We start from the raw sequence: 14,974 nt of genomic DNA on the forward strand, positions 1-14,974 counted from the left end.
CTGGAGGTCCGATGCGCCGACTGCTTCCCTGCCTGATCCTCGCCGTCGCCCTGCCCGGCGCGCCGCTGGCCGCCGACTCGGTGACGGTGCGGCCCGTGGCGGACACGTCGATTTACGAGGAGAACGGCGACGCGTCCGACGCGAAGGGCCCCGGGATCTTCGCCGGGCGCAACGCGCTGACGGCCATCCGCCGCGCGTTCGTGCGGTTCGACGTCGCCGCCGCCGTTCCGGCCGGCGCCACGATCAACGGGGCGCGCCTCGACCTCGTCCTCCTGAGCGGGAAGGGCAACCCGGTGGACATGAACCTGTTCCGCGCGACGGCCGCCTGGGGCGAGGGGACGTCCGACGCCGGGAGCCCCGGCGGCACCGGCGCGGCCGCCACGGCGGGCGACGCGACGTGGACGAGGCGCGTCTGGCCCGGCACGGCGTGGCTCACGCCGGGCGGGGACACCGCGGTCCTCCCGTCCGCGAAGATTCCCGTGCAGGTGACGCTCACGACGTACTCCTTCGGCCCCACCGCCGCGATGCAGGCCGACGTGCAGAGCTGGCTGGACACGCCGGCGACGAACTTCGGCTGGCAGGTGCGCGCCGACGAGCTGCAGGCGGCGCCGAGCGCGCGGCGATTCGGCTCGCGCGAGGCCGCGAACCTCGCCGATCGGCCGTCCCTCACGATCACGTTCACGCCGCCCGGCGGCGGGCCGGGCAATCCCCCGCCCGCGGGCGACGTGCCGGCACTCTCGCCGCGCGCTCTCGCCGCGCTCGCGGCCGCGCTCGCGGTCCTCGGCGCGCTCGCCCTGAAGCGCTAGACCCCCGACAGCGCGTTTTCGAGATCCGCGAGGATGTCCTCGACGTCCTCGATGCCCACCGACACGCGCACGAGGCCCGGCGTGATGCCGCGCCGGAGGCGTTCCTCGGGCTCGACGCTCGCGTGCGTCATCGTCGCCGGGTGCGAGATGAGGCTCTCGACGCCGCCGAGCGACTCGCCGAGCGAGCAGACGACCACGCGATCGAGAAGGCGCTTGGCCGCGGCCTCCGACCCGAGGTCGAAGGAGATCATCCCGCCGAAGCCGGTCATCTGGCGCCCCGCGATCGCGTGCCCCGGGTGCCCGGGCAGACCCGGGTAGTGGATCTTGAGCACCTTCGGGTGACGCGCGAGCCATGCGGCCACCGCGCGGCCGTTCGCGTCGTGCGCCTTCATGCGCACGGGCAGCGTCTTGATGCCGCGCGACACGAGGAACGAGTCGAACGGAGAGAGGATGCCGCCCGCGGCGTTCTGCGTGAAGCCGATCTTCGCGCCGTCCTCGGCGTCCGCCGAGATCACGGCGCCCCCCACGGAGTCGGAGTGGCCGTTCAGGTACTTCGTCGTCGAGTGGACGACGACGTCGCAGCCGAGAGCGAGCGGCTTCTGGAAGAACGGCGTCGCGAACGTGTTGTCGACGACGACGCGGATCTTCGCGCCGATCCGCGACCCTTCGGCCTTCGCGACGTCGGCGAGCGCCTTGAGGTCGGAGATCTCCATCGTCGGGTTCGTGGGCGTCTCGACGAAGAGCATCCGCGTCTCCGGCGTGACGGCCTTCCGCACGGTCTCGGCGTCGGTCGTGTCGACGTACGCGAACGTGACTCCGAAGTTCGCGAGGACCTTGGAAAAGAAGCGGTACGTTCCGCCGTACGTGTTCTTCGAGACGAGGACGTGGTCCCCCGCCTTGACGAACGCGAGCATGAGCGTCGTCTCGGCGGCCATGCCGGAGGCGAACGCGTGGGCGACGGCTCCGCCCTCGAGCGCGGCGAGCTGCTTTTCGAGCGCGAGGCGCGTGGGGTTCTTCGTCCGCGCGTACTCGTAGCCGCCCTTCGGTTTGCCGAAGGCTTCCTGGACGTACGTGGACGTCTGGAAGATGGGGACGGTCACCGCGCCCGTGACGGGCTCCGGCTCCTGTCCCGCGTGGATGCAGGTCGTCGCGAAACCAGGTTTGCGGTCGTGGTCGGCCATAGGGGCCGACTCTAGCAGCGCGGGGCCCCGGGAGTTTCAGCCGGGGGAAGGGCCCCTGGCCCTTCCCCCGGACCCCCTACCTCGGCCGGACGCCGCTCGCGGTAGCAGTCGCGGCAGTAGACCGGCTTGCCGTTCGTGGGGTTGAACGGGACCTGGGTCGTCTTGCCGCAGGCGTCGCAGGTGACGTTGTAGAGCTGGCGCGCGCCGCCCTCGCCGAACCCGCCGGCCTTGCGCTTGTCGCGGCAGTTCTTGCAACGCTTGGGCTCGTTGGAGAAGCCCTTCTGAGCGTAGAACTCCTGCTCGTTCGCCGAGAAGATGAAGGGGGCGCTGCAGTCGATACAGGGGATGGATTTGTCCGTGTACATCAGAACTCCAGAGAGGGTCGCCGGCTCTAACCGGAAACCGAGGGTTGGAAATCGCGGACGACGCTCACCATCGAGCGGCGGACGCCGGGAACTGGCGAATGGAGCCGGTCGGAGAATTCAGGAAGGAGGGACGGGGCGTTGTTCCTGCTGCTGCCCCCGGGGCTGGAAATGGGTCTCGCCTCCTAAACGAACTCGATCCGACGAACAGACTTCACGGCCTTCGAAGGCATTGGGGCTGACCCTTGGGCTCTCCGGGCTGTTGTTAAGGGAATGAGAATCGAAACAATCAGCGAAATCAAGCGAAAAAGAAATTGCGACGCCGTGTCAGCGGGATGCGTCGAGCCGCACGCTGTCGGCGAGCAGGACCTTGCCTGCCCAGGCCGCCGCGATCAGGACCGCCGGACCGTTGATTTTCTCGACAGGACGGAGCGTCATGGCGTCGACGACGTCCAACGCCTCGATCGATAAACCCGGCTCCATCTCGAGCGCGAGGCGCACCGCCTTGAGGAGCCTCAAGGACTTCTTCTCGCCGAGGCCGTGGAGCAGCTGCCCCGCGAGGAGCGCGCGGAAGACGGCCGGCGCGGCGCCGCGTTCCTCGGGCGTGAGGTCCGCGTTCCGCGGGGCCACGCGCAGGCCGTCGCGCTCGCGCGGCACGACCTCGCCGAGGATCTCGGGGCCCGCGCCCAGCTCGCGCAGCCGCTCGACGGCGCCCACGCCTACTTCTTCGAGCCGCGCGGCACGTAGATCTGCGTCCCGCGGAACGGACGGGTGATCTGAGCGATGAGGTCGTCGAGGTCGCCCTTTCGCTCGACGAAGTCGATTTCGTTCGTCTCGACGACGAGGAGCGGGCCGTCGCGGTAGTGGTAGAAGAAGTAGTTGTAGGCCTCGACGAGCGACTTGAGGTACTCGGCCGAGATGCCCTTCTCGAACGCACGCCCGCGCTTCTTGATGCGCGAAAGGCACGTGTCCACGGACGCCGTGAGGTGGACGACGAGGTCCGGGCGGGGGACGTTCGCGGCGAGGGTCGCGTAGATCTTGTCGTAGAGCGCGATCTCGGAGTCGTTCAGCGTGAGGTACGCGAAGATCTTGTCCTTCGCGAACGTGTAGTCCGCGACGACGAGGTTCCGGAAGAGGTCGATCTGCGCGATCTCCTTCTGCTGCTGGTAGCGCGACAGCAGGAAGTACATCTGGGTCTGGAACGCCGCGCCCTTCTTGCCCGCGTAGAAATCCGCGAGGAACGGGTTCGTCACGTCCTCGAGGATCTGCGTGCCCGAAAAGCGCTTCGCGAGGAGGCCCACGAGCGAGGTCTTCCCGACGCCGATCGGTCCCTCGATGGCGATGTGGCGGAGCGGGAATTCCTTCGGAGTGGGCGCGGGCACGGGAGGCGAGTTTACCGGTCCGCGAGGCTACCGGCGGAGGAAGACGTCGGCCGCCCCGCAGACGAAGACGGCCACCGAAAGCCAGCCGTTGGCCGTGAAGAAGGCCCCGTCCACCCGGGAGAGGTCGCCCGGCTTGACGAGGACGTGCTGGCGGACGAGGAAGACGCCCGCGAGGACGACGCCCAGGCCGAAGAGGAGTCCGCCGCCCGCGAGGACGAAGACGCCGTAGAGGAGCGCCAGGGAGAGGGCGTGGAAGGCCGTCGAGACGTTCAGGGCCCGGCGGGCCCCGAGGCGGGCCGGCAGAGAGAAGAGCCCGTGCTCGCGGTCGAAGGCCTCGTCCTGCAGGCTGTAAATGACGTCGAAGCCGGCGACCCAGAAGAGGACGGAGAGGCCGAGGACGACCGGAGGCGCTGCGAAGGCGCCCGTGACGGCGATCCACGCGCCGACCGGCGCGATCGCGAGGCCGAGGCCGAGGACGAGGTGCGCGAGCGCCGTGATGCGCTTCGTGTACGAGTAGCCGAGGACCACGAGGAGCGCCACGGGACTGAGCGCGAGGCATAGCGGGTTGAGCCGCCAGGCGGCCAGGACGAAGAGCGAGGCCGAGAGCGCGCAGAAGACCGAAGCCGCGGCGACCGACACGCGCCCGGCCGGGATGTCGCGCGTCCTGGTGCGCGGATTCACGGCGTCGATTGAGCGGTCGGCGATGCGGTTGAAGGCCATCGCCGCCGAGCGCGCGCCCACCATCGCGACGAGGATCCAGATGAGCACCGGGAGCGGCGGCAATCCCCGTGCCGCGAGAACGGCGGCGAGCAGCGCGAACGGGAGCGCGAAGACCGTGTGCGCGAACGTGACGAGGGAGAGGTACTTCTTCACGGGGCGCAGAAGCTTCAGCGCGCTCCCGTCCAGCGGAAGCCGGCGGTGTCGACCGCGACGTCGAGAAGGTCCGCGACGCGCTCGAGGTACGCGTCGAGCATGGCCTCGGCCGTGCGCGCCGCGTAGAAAGCCGGGACGGGCGGCGCGACGATCGCGCCCGCGCGGGTGACGGCCAGGATGTTCTCGGCGTGGACGAGGGAGAGCGGCGTTTCCCTGAGGCCGAGGACGAGGCGCCGCCGCTCCTTCAGGCAGACGTCGGCCGCGCGCTGGAGGAGGCCGCGCGACGTCCCGTGCGCGATGGACGCGAGCGTGCCCGCCGAGCACGGCAGGACGGCCATGCCCCGCGTCCTGAACGAGCCCGACGCGATGGAGGCGTCGATCGCGCTCTCGGGGTGGAGGACGAGCTTGGCTCGCGTCGCGGCGTCGAGGCCCGCCGCGTCGACGAACGCGTCGACCGACGTCAGGTTCGCATCCAGTTCGTCGCGCGCGACGACGAGGGCGCGCGGCGAGACGACGACGTGGAGGCGCTCGACGTCCGGCGACGCCGAGAAGATCTGCAGCGCCCGGAGCGCGAGGCGCGAGCCGCTGGCCCCGGAGATTCCGAGGATGAGGTCGTTCTTCCCGCCCGCGCGCTGCGCCATCGCTGGATTCTCCACCACGACAGCTTTTCCTGTCGCGCTCTCCCTTTCCGTGTGGGAGAAGAGAAGAGATTTGCTTAGAAGGTAATAGGGCGTGGCGGCCGGCCCGCGCGACAGGTTTGCTTGTCGCGATCCGGCGCCGGCTGCGGACCCGTTCTAAGAAGAAGTCCCTTTAGCGCCAGTGCGTTGCGCTTCGGCCGCGCCGTCCGGCATCGCCTGTGCGATGGAGTCCGGCGAGGTGATCGATGAGTTAGGCGCCACACACGCGCACCCGGACGCGCCGGGACGAAGCGGAAGGAACAACCCCCCGAATCCCGGTTCGTGTCCTTTTTCCGAACAAAGAAGAAAGAAAACAAAGGAGTTCACGATGTCTCTGCGTCCGATCGTCCGCGCTCTCGTCGTCCCCGTCCTCGGCCTGTCGCTCTCCGGCATCGCGGCGCACCCGGCTCTCGCCGAGGGCGAGGGGCCCGCGCCGGCCGCGCACAAGGTCGTCAACATCAACCAGGCCTCCGCCGACGAGATCGCCCGCCTGCCGCGCGTCGGCCCGAAGCTGGCCGGCCGCATCGTCGAGCACCGCAGCCAGCACGGCGCGTTCAAGCGCCCCGAGGACCTCATGCAGGTGAAGGGCGTCGGCGAGAAGTTCTTCACGACGCTCAAGCCCTACATCGCCGTCTCCGGCGCGACGACGCTCGCCGAGAAGGTGTCGTCCAAGGGCACGCGCGGCGGGTCCAAGAGCGCCAAGACCACCTCCGCCGGGACGAAGAAGCCTGCCAAGACGAAGGCCTGAGTCCCTCCCGCCCATGGGACGGCGCGGCGCTCGCCGGCACAGCGGCGCCGCGTCGTCCCCCCTCCTCACGCGCACGAACGGAGGAACCATGCGCGCATCCGAACGCGGCGTCTCGCTGGCCGAGCTCGCCGTCGTCCTCGCCATCCTCGGCGCCCTCTTTCTCGTGAGCATCCCGGCGCTGTCGGAGATCCTCGCGGAGGAATCGCTCGGCGCCGCCGCCCGGGAGGTCGCCGCCATCCTCCACGCCGCCCGCGCGCGCGCCGTCTTCCAGGGCGCGGACGTCGGCGTGAAGTGGGTCGCGAACGCCGGCGACCTCGTTCTCACCGTCTACCAGGACGGCAACGCCAACGGCGTGACGACAGGCGACATCAAGAAGGGCGTCGACAGGCTCGTCGCAGGTCCGTACTGGCTGGGCAGCCGCTACCAGGGCGTCAACTTCTCGTTCGTGCCCGGGATGGCCGGAACGGACCCAGGCGGCGCGCCCATCGGAAACCTCGCCGATCCCATCCGATTCGGGAATTCGAACATCTGCACGTTCTCACCGGTGGGCCACGCCTCGCCCGGCACGGTGTACCTCTCGAACCGCAGGAACCGGCAGGCCGCGGTGCGCGTCACGCCGATCAACGCGAAGATCCAGATCTGGACCTGGCACGGCAAAAAGCTGAAGTGGATCGCCCGCTGGTGACGACGGGAATCGAGCGGCTCAGCGAGGGCGAAAAGATGCCTCCGCCGCCGCGAGACGCTCGGGCGTGCCGAGGTCGAACCAGAGTCCGTCGGACGCCGAGTAGGGGACGAGCGCGAACGCGCCGTCCCGGCCCGCGGCCGACGGGGCGAGGACGTCCTTCGCGAGCTCGGCGAAGCCCTCGGGAATGCGAAGGGCGAGCGCGTCCGTCGCGGCCTGAAGGCCCGTGAAGAGCCACGGTCCCGTTGCGCCGTCGGGCCGCGGGCCGCCGACGGCCGCGAGCCGGCCCCGTGCGTCCGCCCAGAGCGGCGTGTCGCGCTGGGGGTTCTCGTTCGGTAGGACGGCGAGCGCGGACACGACGCCCGGCTCGTGCCGCGCGGCGAGGAGCCGCCCGAGGGGAAGCGTCGTCAGGACGTCGCCGTTCGCGACGAGAAAGTGCTCGCCGAGCAGCCCGCGCGCGAACGCGAGCCGGATGCCTCCGGCGGTCCCGAGAATCTTCTCCTCGAACGACCAGTCGACCGGGACGCCGGCGTACGCGTCGCCCACGGCGGCGCGCAGGGCCGGCCCGAGATGGTGCGCGTTGACCACGAATCGGTCGGCTCCCTGCCCGAGAAGATGGTCGAAGACGTGGAAGAGGATCGGCCGGCCGTTGAGCGGGAGGAGCGGCTTGGGCGTCGCGAGCGTCGCGGGCCGGAAGCGGGTCCCGAAACCGGCGGCGAGGACGAACGCGATCACGTGAACACCATGTCTTCCGGCAGAGACGGGTCTTTCTCGCGCGCGGCGAGCCAGAGCGCGACGTACGACTCGGCGATGAAGTCCGCCTCCGCGACACCCAGCTCGCCCGCCATCGCCCGCACGGCCGCTTCGGTCCCCTCGATCTCGGCGAAGAGCCCGAGCGGCGTCTCGTCCACGACGACGAGCGGGCGCGACGGGTCCACAAACGTCCACGGCGTGCGGCGCTTCTCGTATCGGAACGAGGGCTGGACGCCCAGGGCTTCGAGAATCGCGGCGACGGCTTCCGGCGATTCGACCCGGCTCTCCCATTCGAGGCGATTCTTGATTCCCCTCGAGATCTTCGGAGGTCCTTTGAAGGTCAAGAGGCCGAGCCGGTCGACAGTCCGAAGGCGGAGTGCGCACCCCTCGGACTTCAGGCGGCCCGCCGCATCGTCGTAGAGGACGTTCTTCTCGTCCTCCAGAGGCCCGGGCCGGGCGCCGAGCGCCTCGAGGCGCCCTTCCAGCCTCTCGCGGTCCGCGACCCGGAACTTCGTCTCGATTTCCCGCGGACCGCGCATGACATCAGAGTATCGCGGCGGCACAATACGCGCGTGCCGCGCTATCGCCTCGCGGGTGTCCGTGCGCGCACCCCGAGTATCGTCAACCTCGCGACGGTCGCGCGGCTCCTCGGCATTCCCCGGGACGGCCTCTCCGACTTCGCCCTCGTGCGCCGCTCGCTCGACGCGCGCCAGAAGCCCGTCCTTTTCTGGGAGATCGCCGTCGAGTTCACGTCGGCGACGGACCTCGACCTGACGCCCGGAGCCCCGCTGCGCCTGGGCCCGGCCGAGCCGCTGCCCGCTCCGGGGCTGCTCCTGCCCGAGATCGACACGAAGGCGAAGGTCGTGATCGTGGGAACGGGCCCGGCGGGCCTCTTCGCCGCGCTCGCGCTCGTGGACGCGAACGTCCCCGTCACGATCCTCGAACGCGGCGACCCGGCCGAGGACCGCTACCGCAAGGTCATGAAGTTCTGGACGTCGGGCGTCTTCGACCCCGAGTCGAACGTGCAGTTCGGGGAGGGGGGCGCCGGAACGTTCTCGGACGGCAAGCTCACGTGCGGAAAGCGCCACGACAAGATCAAGGTCATCCTCGAGACGTTCCACCGCTTCGGGGCGCCCGCCTCGATCCTCGTGGACGCCAAGCCGCACATCGGCACGGACCGCCTCGTCGTCGTCCTGCGCAACGTGCGAAAGCACCTCCTCGAGCACGGGGCGACGCTGCGTTATCGCGCGAAGGTCACCGACATGAGGACCCGGCCGGACGGGGCGCTCGCGGGCCTGACGCTCGAGTCCGGCGAGGACGTTCCGGCCGACGTCGCGATCTTCGCGCTCGGCCACTCGGCGCGCGACACGATGGACATGCTGAACGCCCGCGGCGTCGCCATGACGCGCAAGCACTTCGCGATGGGAGTGAGGATCGAGCATCCGCAGGACGCCGTCGACCTCATCCAGTACGCGCAGGTGTCGACGGAATGCGGCGTCCAGCCCGCGGACTACAAGCAGGCGCACGTCGCGTCGAACGGCCGCGGGATCTACACGTTCTGCATGTGCCCCGGCGGCGAGGTCATCGCGTGCTCGTCCGAGGCGGGCGGCGTCGTCACGAACGGGATGTCGCGCTACAAGCGCGGCTCGGGTTACGCGAACGCCGGGATCGTCGTCCAGACGAAGGACGAGGACTTCGACGCGATGCCGGGACCGGAGCTCCTGCGCGGGCGCGAGCTGCAGCGGCGCGTCGAGGCCGCGGCGTTCACGGCGGCGGGCGGCACGTACGCCGCGCCCGCCCTGCGCGTGACCGACTTTCTCAAGAGCCGCGAGCGGCCCATCTCGCCGCGCCCGCTGCCGAAGACGACGTACGGCCCCTGGGTGACGGCCGTCGCCTTCGACGGGATCCTGCCCGAGCCGTACCTCGAGGCGCTGGCCGAAGGGCTGAAGGCCTTCGACAGGAAGATGCCCGGCTTCGTCTCGGAAGAGGCGGTGCTCTTCGCCCCGGAGTCGCGCACGTCGTCGCCCGTCAGGATCGACCGCGACGGCTGGTGCGAGAGCACCTCCGTGCGCGGCCTCTACCCCGCCGGCGAGGGCGCGGGCTTCGCGGGCGGCATCGTCTCGGCCGCGCTGGACGGCCTGCGCGTCGCGCGGCACGTGCGCGCGAAGCTCGCGGGCGAGACGCTCGAGCCCGAGAAGTCGACGATCTTCAAGGGCCCGGAGTACTGAGACCATAATCGGCGCCCATGCGCCGCGTCCTCGTCGGAACCGCCGGACACATCGACCACGGCAAGAGCGCGCTCGTGCGCGCGCTCACCGGCACGGACCCGGACCGGCTCCCGGAGGAGAAGGCGCGCGGCATCACGATCGACCTCGGCTTCGCGCACGCCGAATGGGACGACACGACGTTCTCGTTCGTGGACGTGCCCGGGCACGAGAAGTTCGTGCGGACGATGGTCGCGGGCGCGCAGGGCGTCGACCTCGTCCTCCTCGCGGTGGCATCCGACGATTCCGTGATGCCGCAGACGCGGGAGCACCTCGACATCCTGAAGCTCCTCAAGGTCTCGACGGGCGTGATCGCCCGGACGAAGAGCGACCTCGTGGACGCCGAGACGGGCGCGCTGGTGGACGAGGAGATCCGCGCGCTCGTGAAGGGCTCGTTCCTTGAGGACGCGCCCATCGTCGCGTGCTCGGCCGCCACGGGCGAGGGGCTCGACACCCTCCGGGCGGCCCTTCTCGCCGCGGCGGGCCGCGTCGTGCGCGAGGACCGCTCGCGGAAGGTCCCGCGCCTCTTCCTCGACCGCGCGTTCACGATGAAGGGGTTCGGGCCGGTCGTCACGGGAACGCTCGACGCGGGGCGCATCGCCGTCGAGGACGCGCTCACCCTTCTGCCTGACGGGATCGACGCGCGCGTGCGCCGCGTGGAGGTGCACGGCGACGAGCGGCGCGAGGCCTTCGCGGGCGAACGCACGAGCCTTAACCTCGCGGGCGTGGACCGCGGAAATCTCGAGCGCGGGCAGGCGCTCGTTCCGAAGGGCGCGCTGGACGCGGCGTCCGTGCTCACGGCCGAGGTGACGATCCTGCCCGGGCCCGCGGCCGCCCTGCCCGACGGGATGCGCGTCCGCGTTCACCTCGGCACGGCCGACGTCGCCGCGAAACTCTCGCGGGCGGGTCCGGGACCGGACGACCCGGCGGGCCGGGCGTTCAGGCCGGGAGAGACGGCGTTCGTCCAGCTGTCTCTCGAGTCGCCCGTCGCGGCGCGGCCCGGCGACCGCTTCATCCTGCGCCGGCCGTCTCCCGCCGAGACGCTCGGCGGCGGGCGCGTTCTCGACGCCGGGCGCCCGCGGATGAAGCGGCGTGCCGGCGCGGACGCGGCCCTTCTCCCGGTCCTGTCGGTTCTCTCCCTCGGCGACGAGAAGGCGCTGGCGGACCTCTTCCTCCTCGAGGCCGGCCCCGCCGGACTCACCGCCGCGCGGCTGGGCGCCCGACTCGGGATCGTGTCGCCCGCCGCCGCGAGCCTCCTCGAGACCATGGCCGGCGCCGGTCGCGCGCTGAAGATCACGCCTGCGCTCTTCGCGCACTCCTCCGTCGCGTCGGACCTGGCGGGCCGCGCGGCCGCTCTCTTCACCGAGCGGCGAAGGGCCGGCTCGGCCACCGTCGCGCTCGGAAAGGGCGAGTTCCTTCTCCGCCTCGCGAAGGGCCTTTCCCCCGCCGCGGCCGACGGCTGGCTCGCGACGCTCGCGGCCGGCAGGACGATCGCACTCGAGGGCGACCGCGTGGTGCCGCCGGGCGCGAAGGCGGCGGATCTCTCGGGCGAGGCCGCGTCGTTCGCCGCGAAGCTCGAAGAGCTCTACAGGAAGTCCGGCTTCGAGCCGCCGAAGACGTTCGACGCCGCGAAGGTCCTCGGGACGAAACCGCAGGTCGTGGAGGGCCTTGCGTCGCACCTCGTGAAGTCGGGCCTCCTCGTCCGCCTTTCGCCCGACCTCGTCGTGCACAGGGACGTCGCGTCGGCCGCGGAGAAGAAGCTGGAGAGCGTCAGGGGCCAGACGCTCGCGGTCGCGGGCTTCCGCGACCTCCTCGGCCTGACGCGCAAGACCCTCATTCCGCTGCTCGAGTATTTCGACTCGAAAAAGCTCACGCGCCGGGTCGGGGATCTCAGGAAGGTGGAAGGGCCCGCAGGTTCTTCTTGACCGCGCGCTCGCCTTTTTTCTTCGCCGAGTCGATCGTGTAGTCCAGCGTCGCGTCGAGCGTCATCCACGACGCCACCGGCTTGCCGCCCGCCTTGCCCGGGGAGAGCTTCCACTTCGCCGCGCTTTCGCGCACCCAGCGCACGAGAAGCGGCTCGGCGTCGCCCGTCGGAAGGAGGCGCGAGACGGTGCCCTGGGCTGAAACCTCCACGAGCGCCGTGATCCGGCCGCGCTGGCGCGTCGCGTCGAAGCTCCACGGCGTTTTCTCGGCCGCCGGAAGCGCGTCCAGCTCCTCGACGGAGACGGCCTCGGCGTCTTTCGGGTCGATCGCGGCCGGATAGCGGGCCATCCACTCGTCGCCGGAGTTCTCGCGGAACACCTTCGCGAGCGGGTCGTCCTTCTTGAGCGGCTCGAACTGGAAGACGCTGAAGACGGGCTTCTCGAGCGAAACGTTCAGCTCGAGGACCTGCGTCGCCCACGTGGCGGCCGGCTTCCCGCCCTTCCTCGGGATCGCGTATCGCCAGCGCGGGGCGAGCGCCGGGAGAGGCGTCGCGAACGCCTTGAGCGGCGGCTCGACGAGGGCGAGCTCGCTCACCTTCCCGGTGTCGAGGACGCGCGCGACGAGCACGAGCGGGACCCGCGTCTCGAGGTCGACGGGGTTCGGGCGCTCGAGGACCTTCGGCGGCTCCTCCAGCGCGAGGAAGAGCGGATGCGCGTAGGCGACCTCGGCGAGAACGGGGCGCACGGGATCGGGCAGCGCCTCGACGGGCTTGAGAGCCGCCGTCTGCGCGGAAAGGACGCCGCTTGCGGCCAGCGCGGCCGCGCCGAGGAAACCGTGGAGCCTCCGCATGGGGCGATTCTAGGGCCTCCGCCCCTTACTTCGACTCGGCCCAGTTCAGGCCGATGCCGACGTCCACCGTGAGCGGGACGCTGAGGCTCGCGGCGCCCTCCATCGTGCGCCGCGCGAGGGCCGCGGCCTTCTCCGCGAGGGCCGCGGGCGCCTCGAGGACGAGCTCGTCGTGGACCTGGAGGAGCAGGCGGACGCCGGGGAGCTCCGCGGCCAGCGCGGCGTCGAGGGCGAGCATCGCCTTTCTTGACGAGGTCCGCGGCCGAGCCCTGGAACGGCGCGTTCATCGCCATGCGCTCGGCGTTCGCGCGGACGTTGTGGTTGCGGTCGTGGAGGCCGGGAATCGGGCGCACGCGCCCGAGGATCGTCTCCGTGCCGCCCGTCGCGCGCGCCTTCTCGAGGATCGCGTCGAGGCAGGCGCGGATCTTCGGGAAGCGGTCGAAGTAAGCCGCGATGAACTCCTTCGCCTCCGCACGCGGGACGCCGAGCTGGGCCGCGAGAGCGAACGGCCCCATGCCGTAGAGGACGCCGAAGTTGATCGTCTTGGCGCTCCGGCGCTGGTCCGCGGTGACGGCGGCGAGGTCGACGCCGAAGATCTTCGCCGCTGTCGCGCGGTGGATGTCCTCGCCGCGCCGGAAGACGTCGATCAGCGCCTCGTCGCCCGAGAGGTGCGCGAGGATCCGGAGCTCGATCTGCGAGTAGTCCGCCGCGACGAGCTTCTTCCCTTCCGGCGCGACGAACGCGCGCCGGATCGCGCGGCCCGCCTCCGTGCGGATCGGAATGTTCTGGAGGTTCGGCGCGTTCGACGAGAGGCGGCCCGTCGCCGCGACGGCCTGGTCGTACCGCGTGTGAATGCGCCCGTCCGCGGCGATGCACTCCGGGAGCGCGTCGACGTACGTGCCCTTGAGCTTCGAGATCTCGCGCCACTCGAGGACCAGGGCGGGCACCGGCCCCGAGGAGAGCGCCTGGAGCTCCTCGAGGACGTCCGAGCCCGTCGCGTACGACTTCGTCTTGGCCGTCTTCTTGACCGCCGGGTAGCCGAGCTTCTCGAACAGAACCCTGCCGAGCTGCAGGGGCGATCCGATGTTGAACGGCTCCCCGGCCGCCTCGTGAATCTTCGCCTCCAGCGCGGCGAGCCGCCCGTCGAACTCTTTCGAGAGGCCCGCGAGCACGCCGCGGTCGACGGCGACACCCGCCTTCTCCATCCGCGCGAGGACGGGCACGAGCGGGATCTCGATCTCCTCGAGGATCCGCGAGAGCGGCGAGCCCTCCGAGAGGCGGGGCTGGAGCGCGTCCGCGAGGGCGAGCGGCAGGAGGACGCGCGGCGCCAGCCAGCGGCGGCCTTCCTCGGACGCGAACGTCGCGGCCGACGCGGGCTCGCCGTTCGTGAGCTCCTTGAGCGGAGGCACGGATTCCGGCGGGAGGTTCAGGACGCCGCGGGCGTCGCCCGCGAGGTCGTGCGCGTGGAGTCCGGGCGCCACGACGTAGCTCGCGAGCATCGCGTCGAGGAAGCGCGCCGGCGGCGGGATCCCGAGCGCGTCGGCCGCGAGGAAGAGGCGCTTGGCGTCGTGCGCGACGACGGGGACTTTCGCGAACAGCGCCGCGAGGGCCTTCGTGCCGGCCGCGTCGAGCGCGAAGGCCGCGGCCTCGCCGCCCGGGATCGCGACCGCGGCCGCGAGCGGCGGCGCAGGCCACGGCGCGCCGGGGCCGCACTCGACGTGGACGGACGCGCGGCCGGCCTTCACGGCAGCCGCGACGAGCGCGTCGAGGCCGGCGCCGTCCGCGATCCACCGCAGGTCCTCCGGAGGGGGATTCGAAGAGGAGGATTCTTCGAATAGTGAGAGGGTCGTCGGCGCGGACGCCGTGGCGGACTTACCCGGCTGGGCGGCGTTCGTCGGGAGTCTGGATGCCAGGAGCTCCTTCTTGAAGCGCCCGAACCCCATCTCGTCATAGAAGGCGGCGAGCTCCTTCGCGGCCTCCCCCGTGACCGGCCGGATGCGGAAGTGCTCGAGAAGCTTCTCGGGGGGCGCCGGGAGCGGCCGGTCGCAGCGGACCGTCGCGAGAGTCTGCGAGCGATAGGCCTCGTCGCGCCCGGCGGCGAGGAGATCCCTTCGCTTGCCCTTCACCTCGTCGAGGCGCGCGTAGATCGCGTCGAGTGAGCCAAATGTCGCGATGAGCTCCTTGGCCGTCTTCTCGCCGATGCCCCGGATGCCGGGGATGTTGTCGGACGAGTCGCCCATGAGGGCGAGGACGTCGATGACCTGCGACGGCTTGACGCCAAAGAAGTCCAGGACGCCCGCCTCGTCGAGGAGGACGTCCTTCACGGGGTGGAAGACCGCGACGTCCGGGTCCTTCACGAGCTGGAAGAGGTCCTTGTCGGCCGAGCAGATCTCGGCGCGGAATCCGGCCTCCCGCGCGACGACGGCGATCGAGCCGATCAGGTCGTCGGCCTCGAAGCCCGCTTCCTCGAGCACCGC

General features: G+C 70.9%; 15 protein-coding genes. 5 read left to right on the forward strand and 10 right to left on the reverse strand.

Annotated elements, in window-relative coordinates:
* The first annotated feature begins 11 nt into the window (after nucleotides 1-11).
* Nucleotides 12-806: a DNRLRE domain-containing protein gene (locus tag IPL89_00115; GenBank protein MBK9061603.1), complete on the forward strand. Its 795-nt coding sequence runs from the start codon at nucleotides 12-14 to the stop codon at nucleotides 804-806.
* Here the strand turns inward: IPL89_00115 and IPL89_00120 are convergent.
* The 6 genes from IPL89_00120 to IPL89_00145 form a co-directional block, all read right to left on the reverse strand.
* On the reverse strand, nucleotides 803-1,987 hold the full coding sequence (locus tag IPL89_00120; GenBank protein ID MBK9061604.1) for a cystathionine gamma-synthase: 1,185 nt from the start codon (nucleotides 1,985-1,987) through the stop codon (nucleotides 803-805). The two genes, IPL89_00115 and IPL89_00120, sit on opposite strands and share 4 nt — an antisense overlap.
* An 11-nt stretch (nucleotides 1,988-1,998) precedes the next feature.
* Nucleotides 1,999-2,352 (reverse strand): zinc-ribbon domain containing protein, encoded by a 354-nt coding sequence (locus tag IPL89_00125; GenBank protein MBK9061605.1) that lies wholly within the window; start codon nucleotides 2,350-2,352, stop codon nucleotides 1,999-2,001.
* A 324-nt stretch (nucleotides 2,353-2,676) separates the two neighbouring features.
* Nucleotides 2,677-3,066 (reverse strand): pantoate--beta-alanine ligase, encoded by a 390-nt coding sequence (locus IPL89_00130; GenBank protein MBK9061606.1) that lies wholly within the window; start codon nucleotides 3,064-3,066, stop codon nucleotides 2,677-2,679.
* A gap of 2 nt (nucleotides 3,067-3,068) precedes the next feature.
* Nucleotides 3,069-3,731 carry a deoxynucleoside kinase gene (locus IPL89_00135; GenBank protein MBK9061607.1) on the reverse strand — a complete coding sequence of 221 codons (663 nt, stop codon included), beginning with the start codon at nucleotides 3,729-3,731 and terminating at the stop codon, nucleotides 3,069-3,071.
* A gap of 27 nt (nucleotides 3,732-3,758) precedes the next feature.
* On the reverse strand, nucleotides 3,759-4,604 hold the full coding sequence (locus IPL89_00140; protein ID MBK9061608.1) for a UbiA family prenyltransferase: 846 nt from the start codon (nucleotides 4,602-4,604) through the stop codon (nucleotides 3,759-3,761).
* A 14-nt stretch (nucleotides 4,605-4,618) separates the two neighbouring features.
* Entirely contained in the window at nucleotides 4,619-5,245 is a 627-nt protein-coding gene (locus IPL89_00145) for a UbiX family flavin prenyltransferase (GenBank protein ID MBK9061609.1), read from the reverse strand.
* A gap of 364 nt (nucleotides 5,246-5,609) precedes the next feature.
* Between IPL89_00145 and IPL89_00150 the strand changes: the two genes are divergently transcribed.
* On the forward strand, nucleotides 5,610-6,029 hold the full coding sequence (locus IPL89_00150) for a helix-hairpin-helix domain-containing protein (GenBank protein MBK9061610.1): 420 nt from the start codon (nucleotides 5,610-5,612) through the stop codon (nucleotides 6,027-6,029).
* A gap of 88 nt (nucleotides 6,030-6,117) precedes the next feature.
* Nucleotides 6,118-6,714 (forward strand): hypothetical protein, encoded by a 597-nt coding sequence (locus tag IPL89_00155; GenBank protein MBK9061611.1) that lies wholly within the window; start codon nucleotides 6,118-6,120, stop codon nucleotides 6,712-6,714.
* Nucleotides 6,715-6,732: 18 nt separating this feature from the next.
* Here the strand turns inward: IPL89_00155 and IPL89_00160 are convergent, their stop codons facing one another.
* Both IPL89_00160 and IPL89_00165 read right to left on the reverse strand, forming a co-directional pair.
* Nucleotides 6,733-7,446 carry an NTP transferase domain-containing protein gene (locus IPL89_00160; protein ID MBK9061612.1) on the reverse strand — a complete coding sequence of 238 codons (714 nt, stop codon included), beginning with the start codon at nucleotides 7,444-7,446 and terminating at the stop codon, nucleotides 6,733-6,735.
* Nucleotides 7,443-8,003: a class IV adenylate cyclase gene (locus IPL89_00165; protein ID MBK9061613.1), complete on the reverse strand. Its 561-nt coding sequence runs from the start codon at nucleotides 8,001-8,003 to the stop codon at nucleotides 7,443-7,445. The genes IPL89_00160 and IPL89_00165 overlap by 4 nt, the downstream gene beginning before the upstream one ends.
* 33 nt (nucleotides 8,004-8,036) lie before the next feature.
* Between IPL89_00165 and IPL89_00170 the strand changes: the two genes are divergently transcribed.
* Both IPL89_00170 and selB read left to right on the forward strand, forming a co-directional pair.
* Nucleotides 8,037-9,692, forward strand: a complete 1,656-nt coding sequence (locus IPL89_00170) for a hypothetical protein (protein MBK9061614.1) — start codon at nucleotides 8,037-8,039, stop codon at nucleotides 9,690-9,692.
* Nucleotides 9,693-9,709: 17 nt separating this feature from the next.
* The gene (gene selB, locus IPL89_00175) at nucleotides 9,710-11,653 is read left to right on the forward strand and encodes a selenocysteine-specific translation elongation factor (GenBank protein ID MBK9061615.1); all 1,944 of its coding nucleotides are present in this window, start codon (nucleotides 9,710-9,712) and stop codon (nucleotides 11,651-11,653) included.
* Here the strand turns inward: selB and IPL89_00180 are convergent.
* Together IPL89_00180 and IPL89_00185 are read right to left on the reverse strand one after the other, a co-directional pair.
* The gene (locus IPL89_00180) at nucleotides 11,619-12,395 is read right to left on the reverse strand and encodes a hypothetical protein (protein MBK9061616.1); all 777 of its coding nucleotides are present in this window, start codon (nucleotides 12,393-12,395) and stop codon (nucleotides 11,619-11,621) included. The two genes, selB and IPL89_00180, sit on opposite strands and share 35 nt — an antisense overlap.
* A gap of 130 nt (nucleotides 12,396-12,525) precedes the next feature.
* Nucleotides 12,526-12,735: a hypothetical protein gene (locus tag IPL89_00185; protein ID MBK9061617.1), complete on the reverse strand. Its 210-nt coding sequence runs from the start codon at nucleotides 12,733-12,735 to the stop codon at nucleotides 12,526-12,528.
* Between the last annotated feature and the right edge of the window lie 2,239 nt (nucleotides 12,736-14,974).

It is taken from the genome of Acidobacteriota bacterium (assembly GCA_016716715.1).
Lineage (GTDB): Bacteria > Acidobacteriota > Thermoanaerobaculia > UBA5066 > UBA5066 > Fen-183.

Coding starts and splice junctions, on each gene's coding strand:
- IPL89_00115 (MBK9061603.1), top strand. CDS start 12: ATGCGCCGACTGCTTCCCTGCCTGATCCTCGCCGTCGCCCTGCCCGGC.
- IPL89_00120 (MBK9061604.1), bottom strand. CDS start 1,987: ATGGCCGACCACGACCGCAAACCTGGTTTCGCGACGACCTGCATCCAC.
- IPL89_00125 (MBK9061605.1), bottom strand. CDS start 2,352: ATGTACACGGACAAATCCATCCCCTGTATCGACTGCAGCGCCCCCTTC.
- IPL89_00145 (MBK9061609.1), bottom strand. CDS start 5,245: ATGGCGCAGCGCGCGGGCGGGAAGAACGACCTCATCCTCGGAATCTCC.
- IPL89_00150 (MBK9061610.1), top strand. CDS start 5,610: ATGTCTCTGCGTCCGATCGTCCGCGCTCTCGTCGTCCCCGTCCTCGGC.
- IPL89_00155 (MBK9061611.1), top strand. CDS start 6,118: ATGCGCGCATCCGAACGCGGCGTCTCGCTGGCCGAGCTCGCCGTCGTC.
- IPL89_00165 (MBK9061613.1), bottom strand. CDS start 8,003: ATGCGCGGTCCGCGGGAAATCGAGACGAAGTTCCGGGTCGCGGACCGC.
- selB (MBK9061615.1), top strand. CDS start 9,710: ATGCGCCGCGTCCTCGTCGGAACCGCCGGACACATCGACCACGGCAAG.
- IPL89_00185 (MBK9061617.1), bottom strand. CDS start 12,735: ATGCTCGCCCTCGACGCCGCGCTGGCCGCGGAGCTCCCCGGCGTCCGC.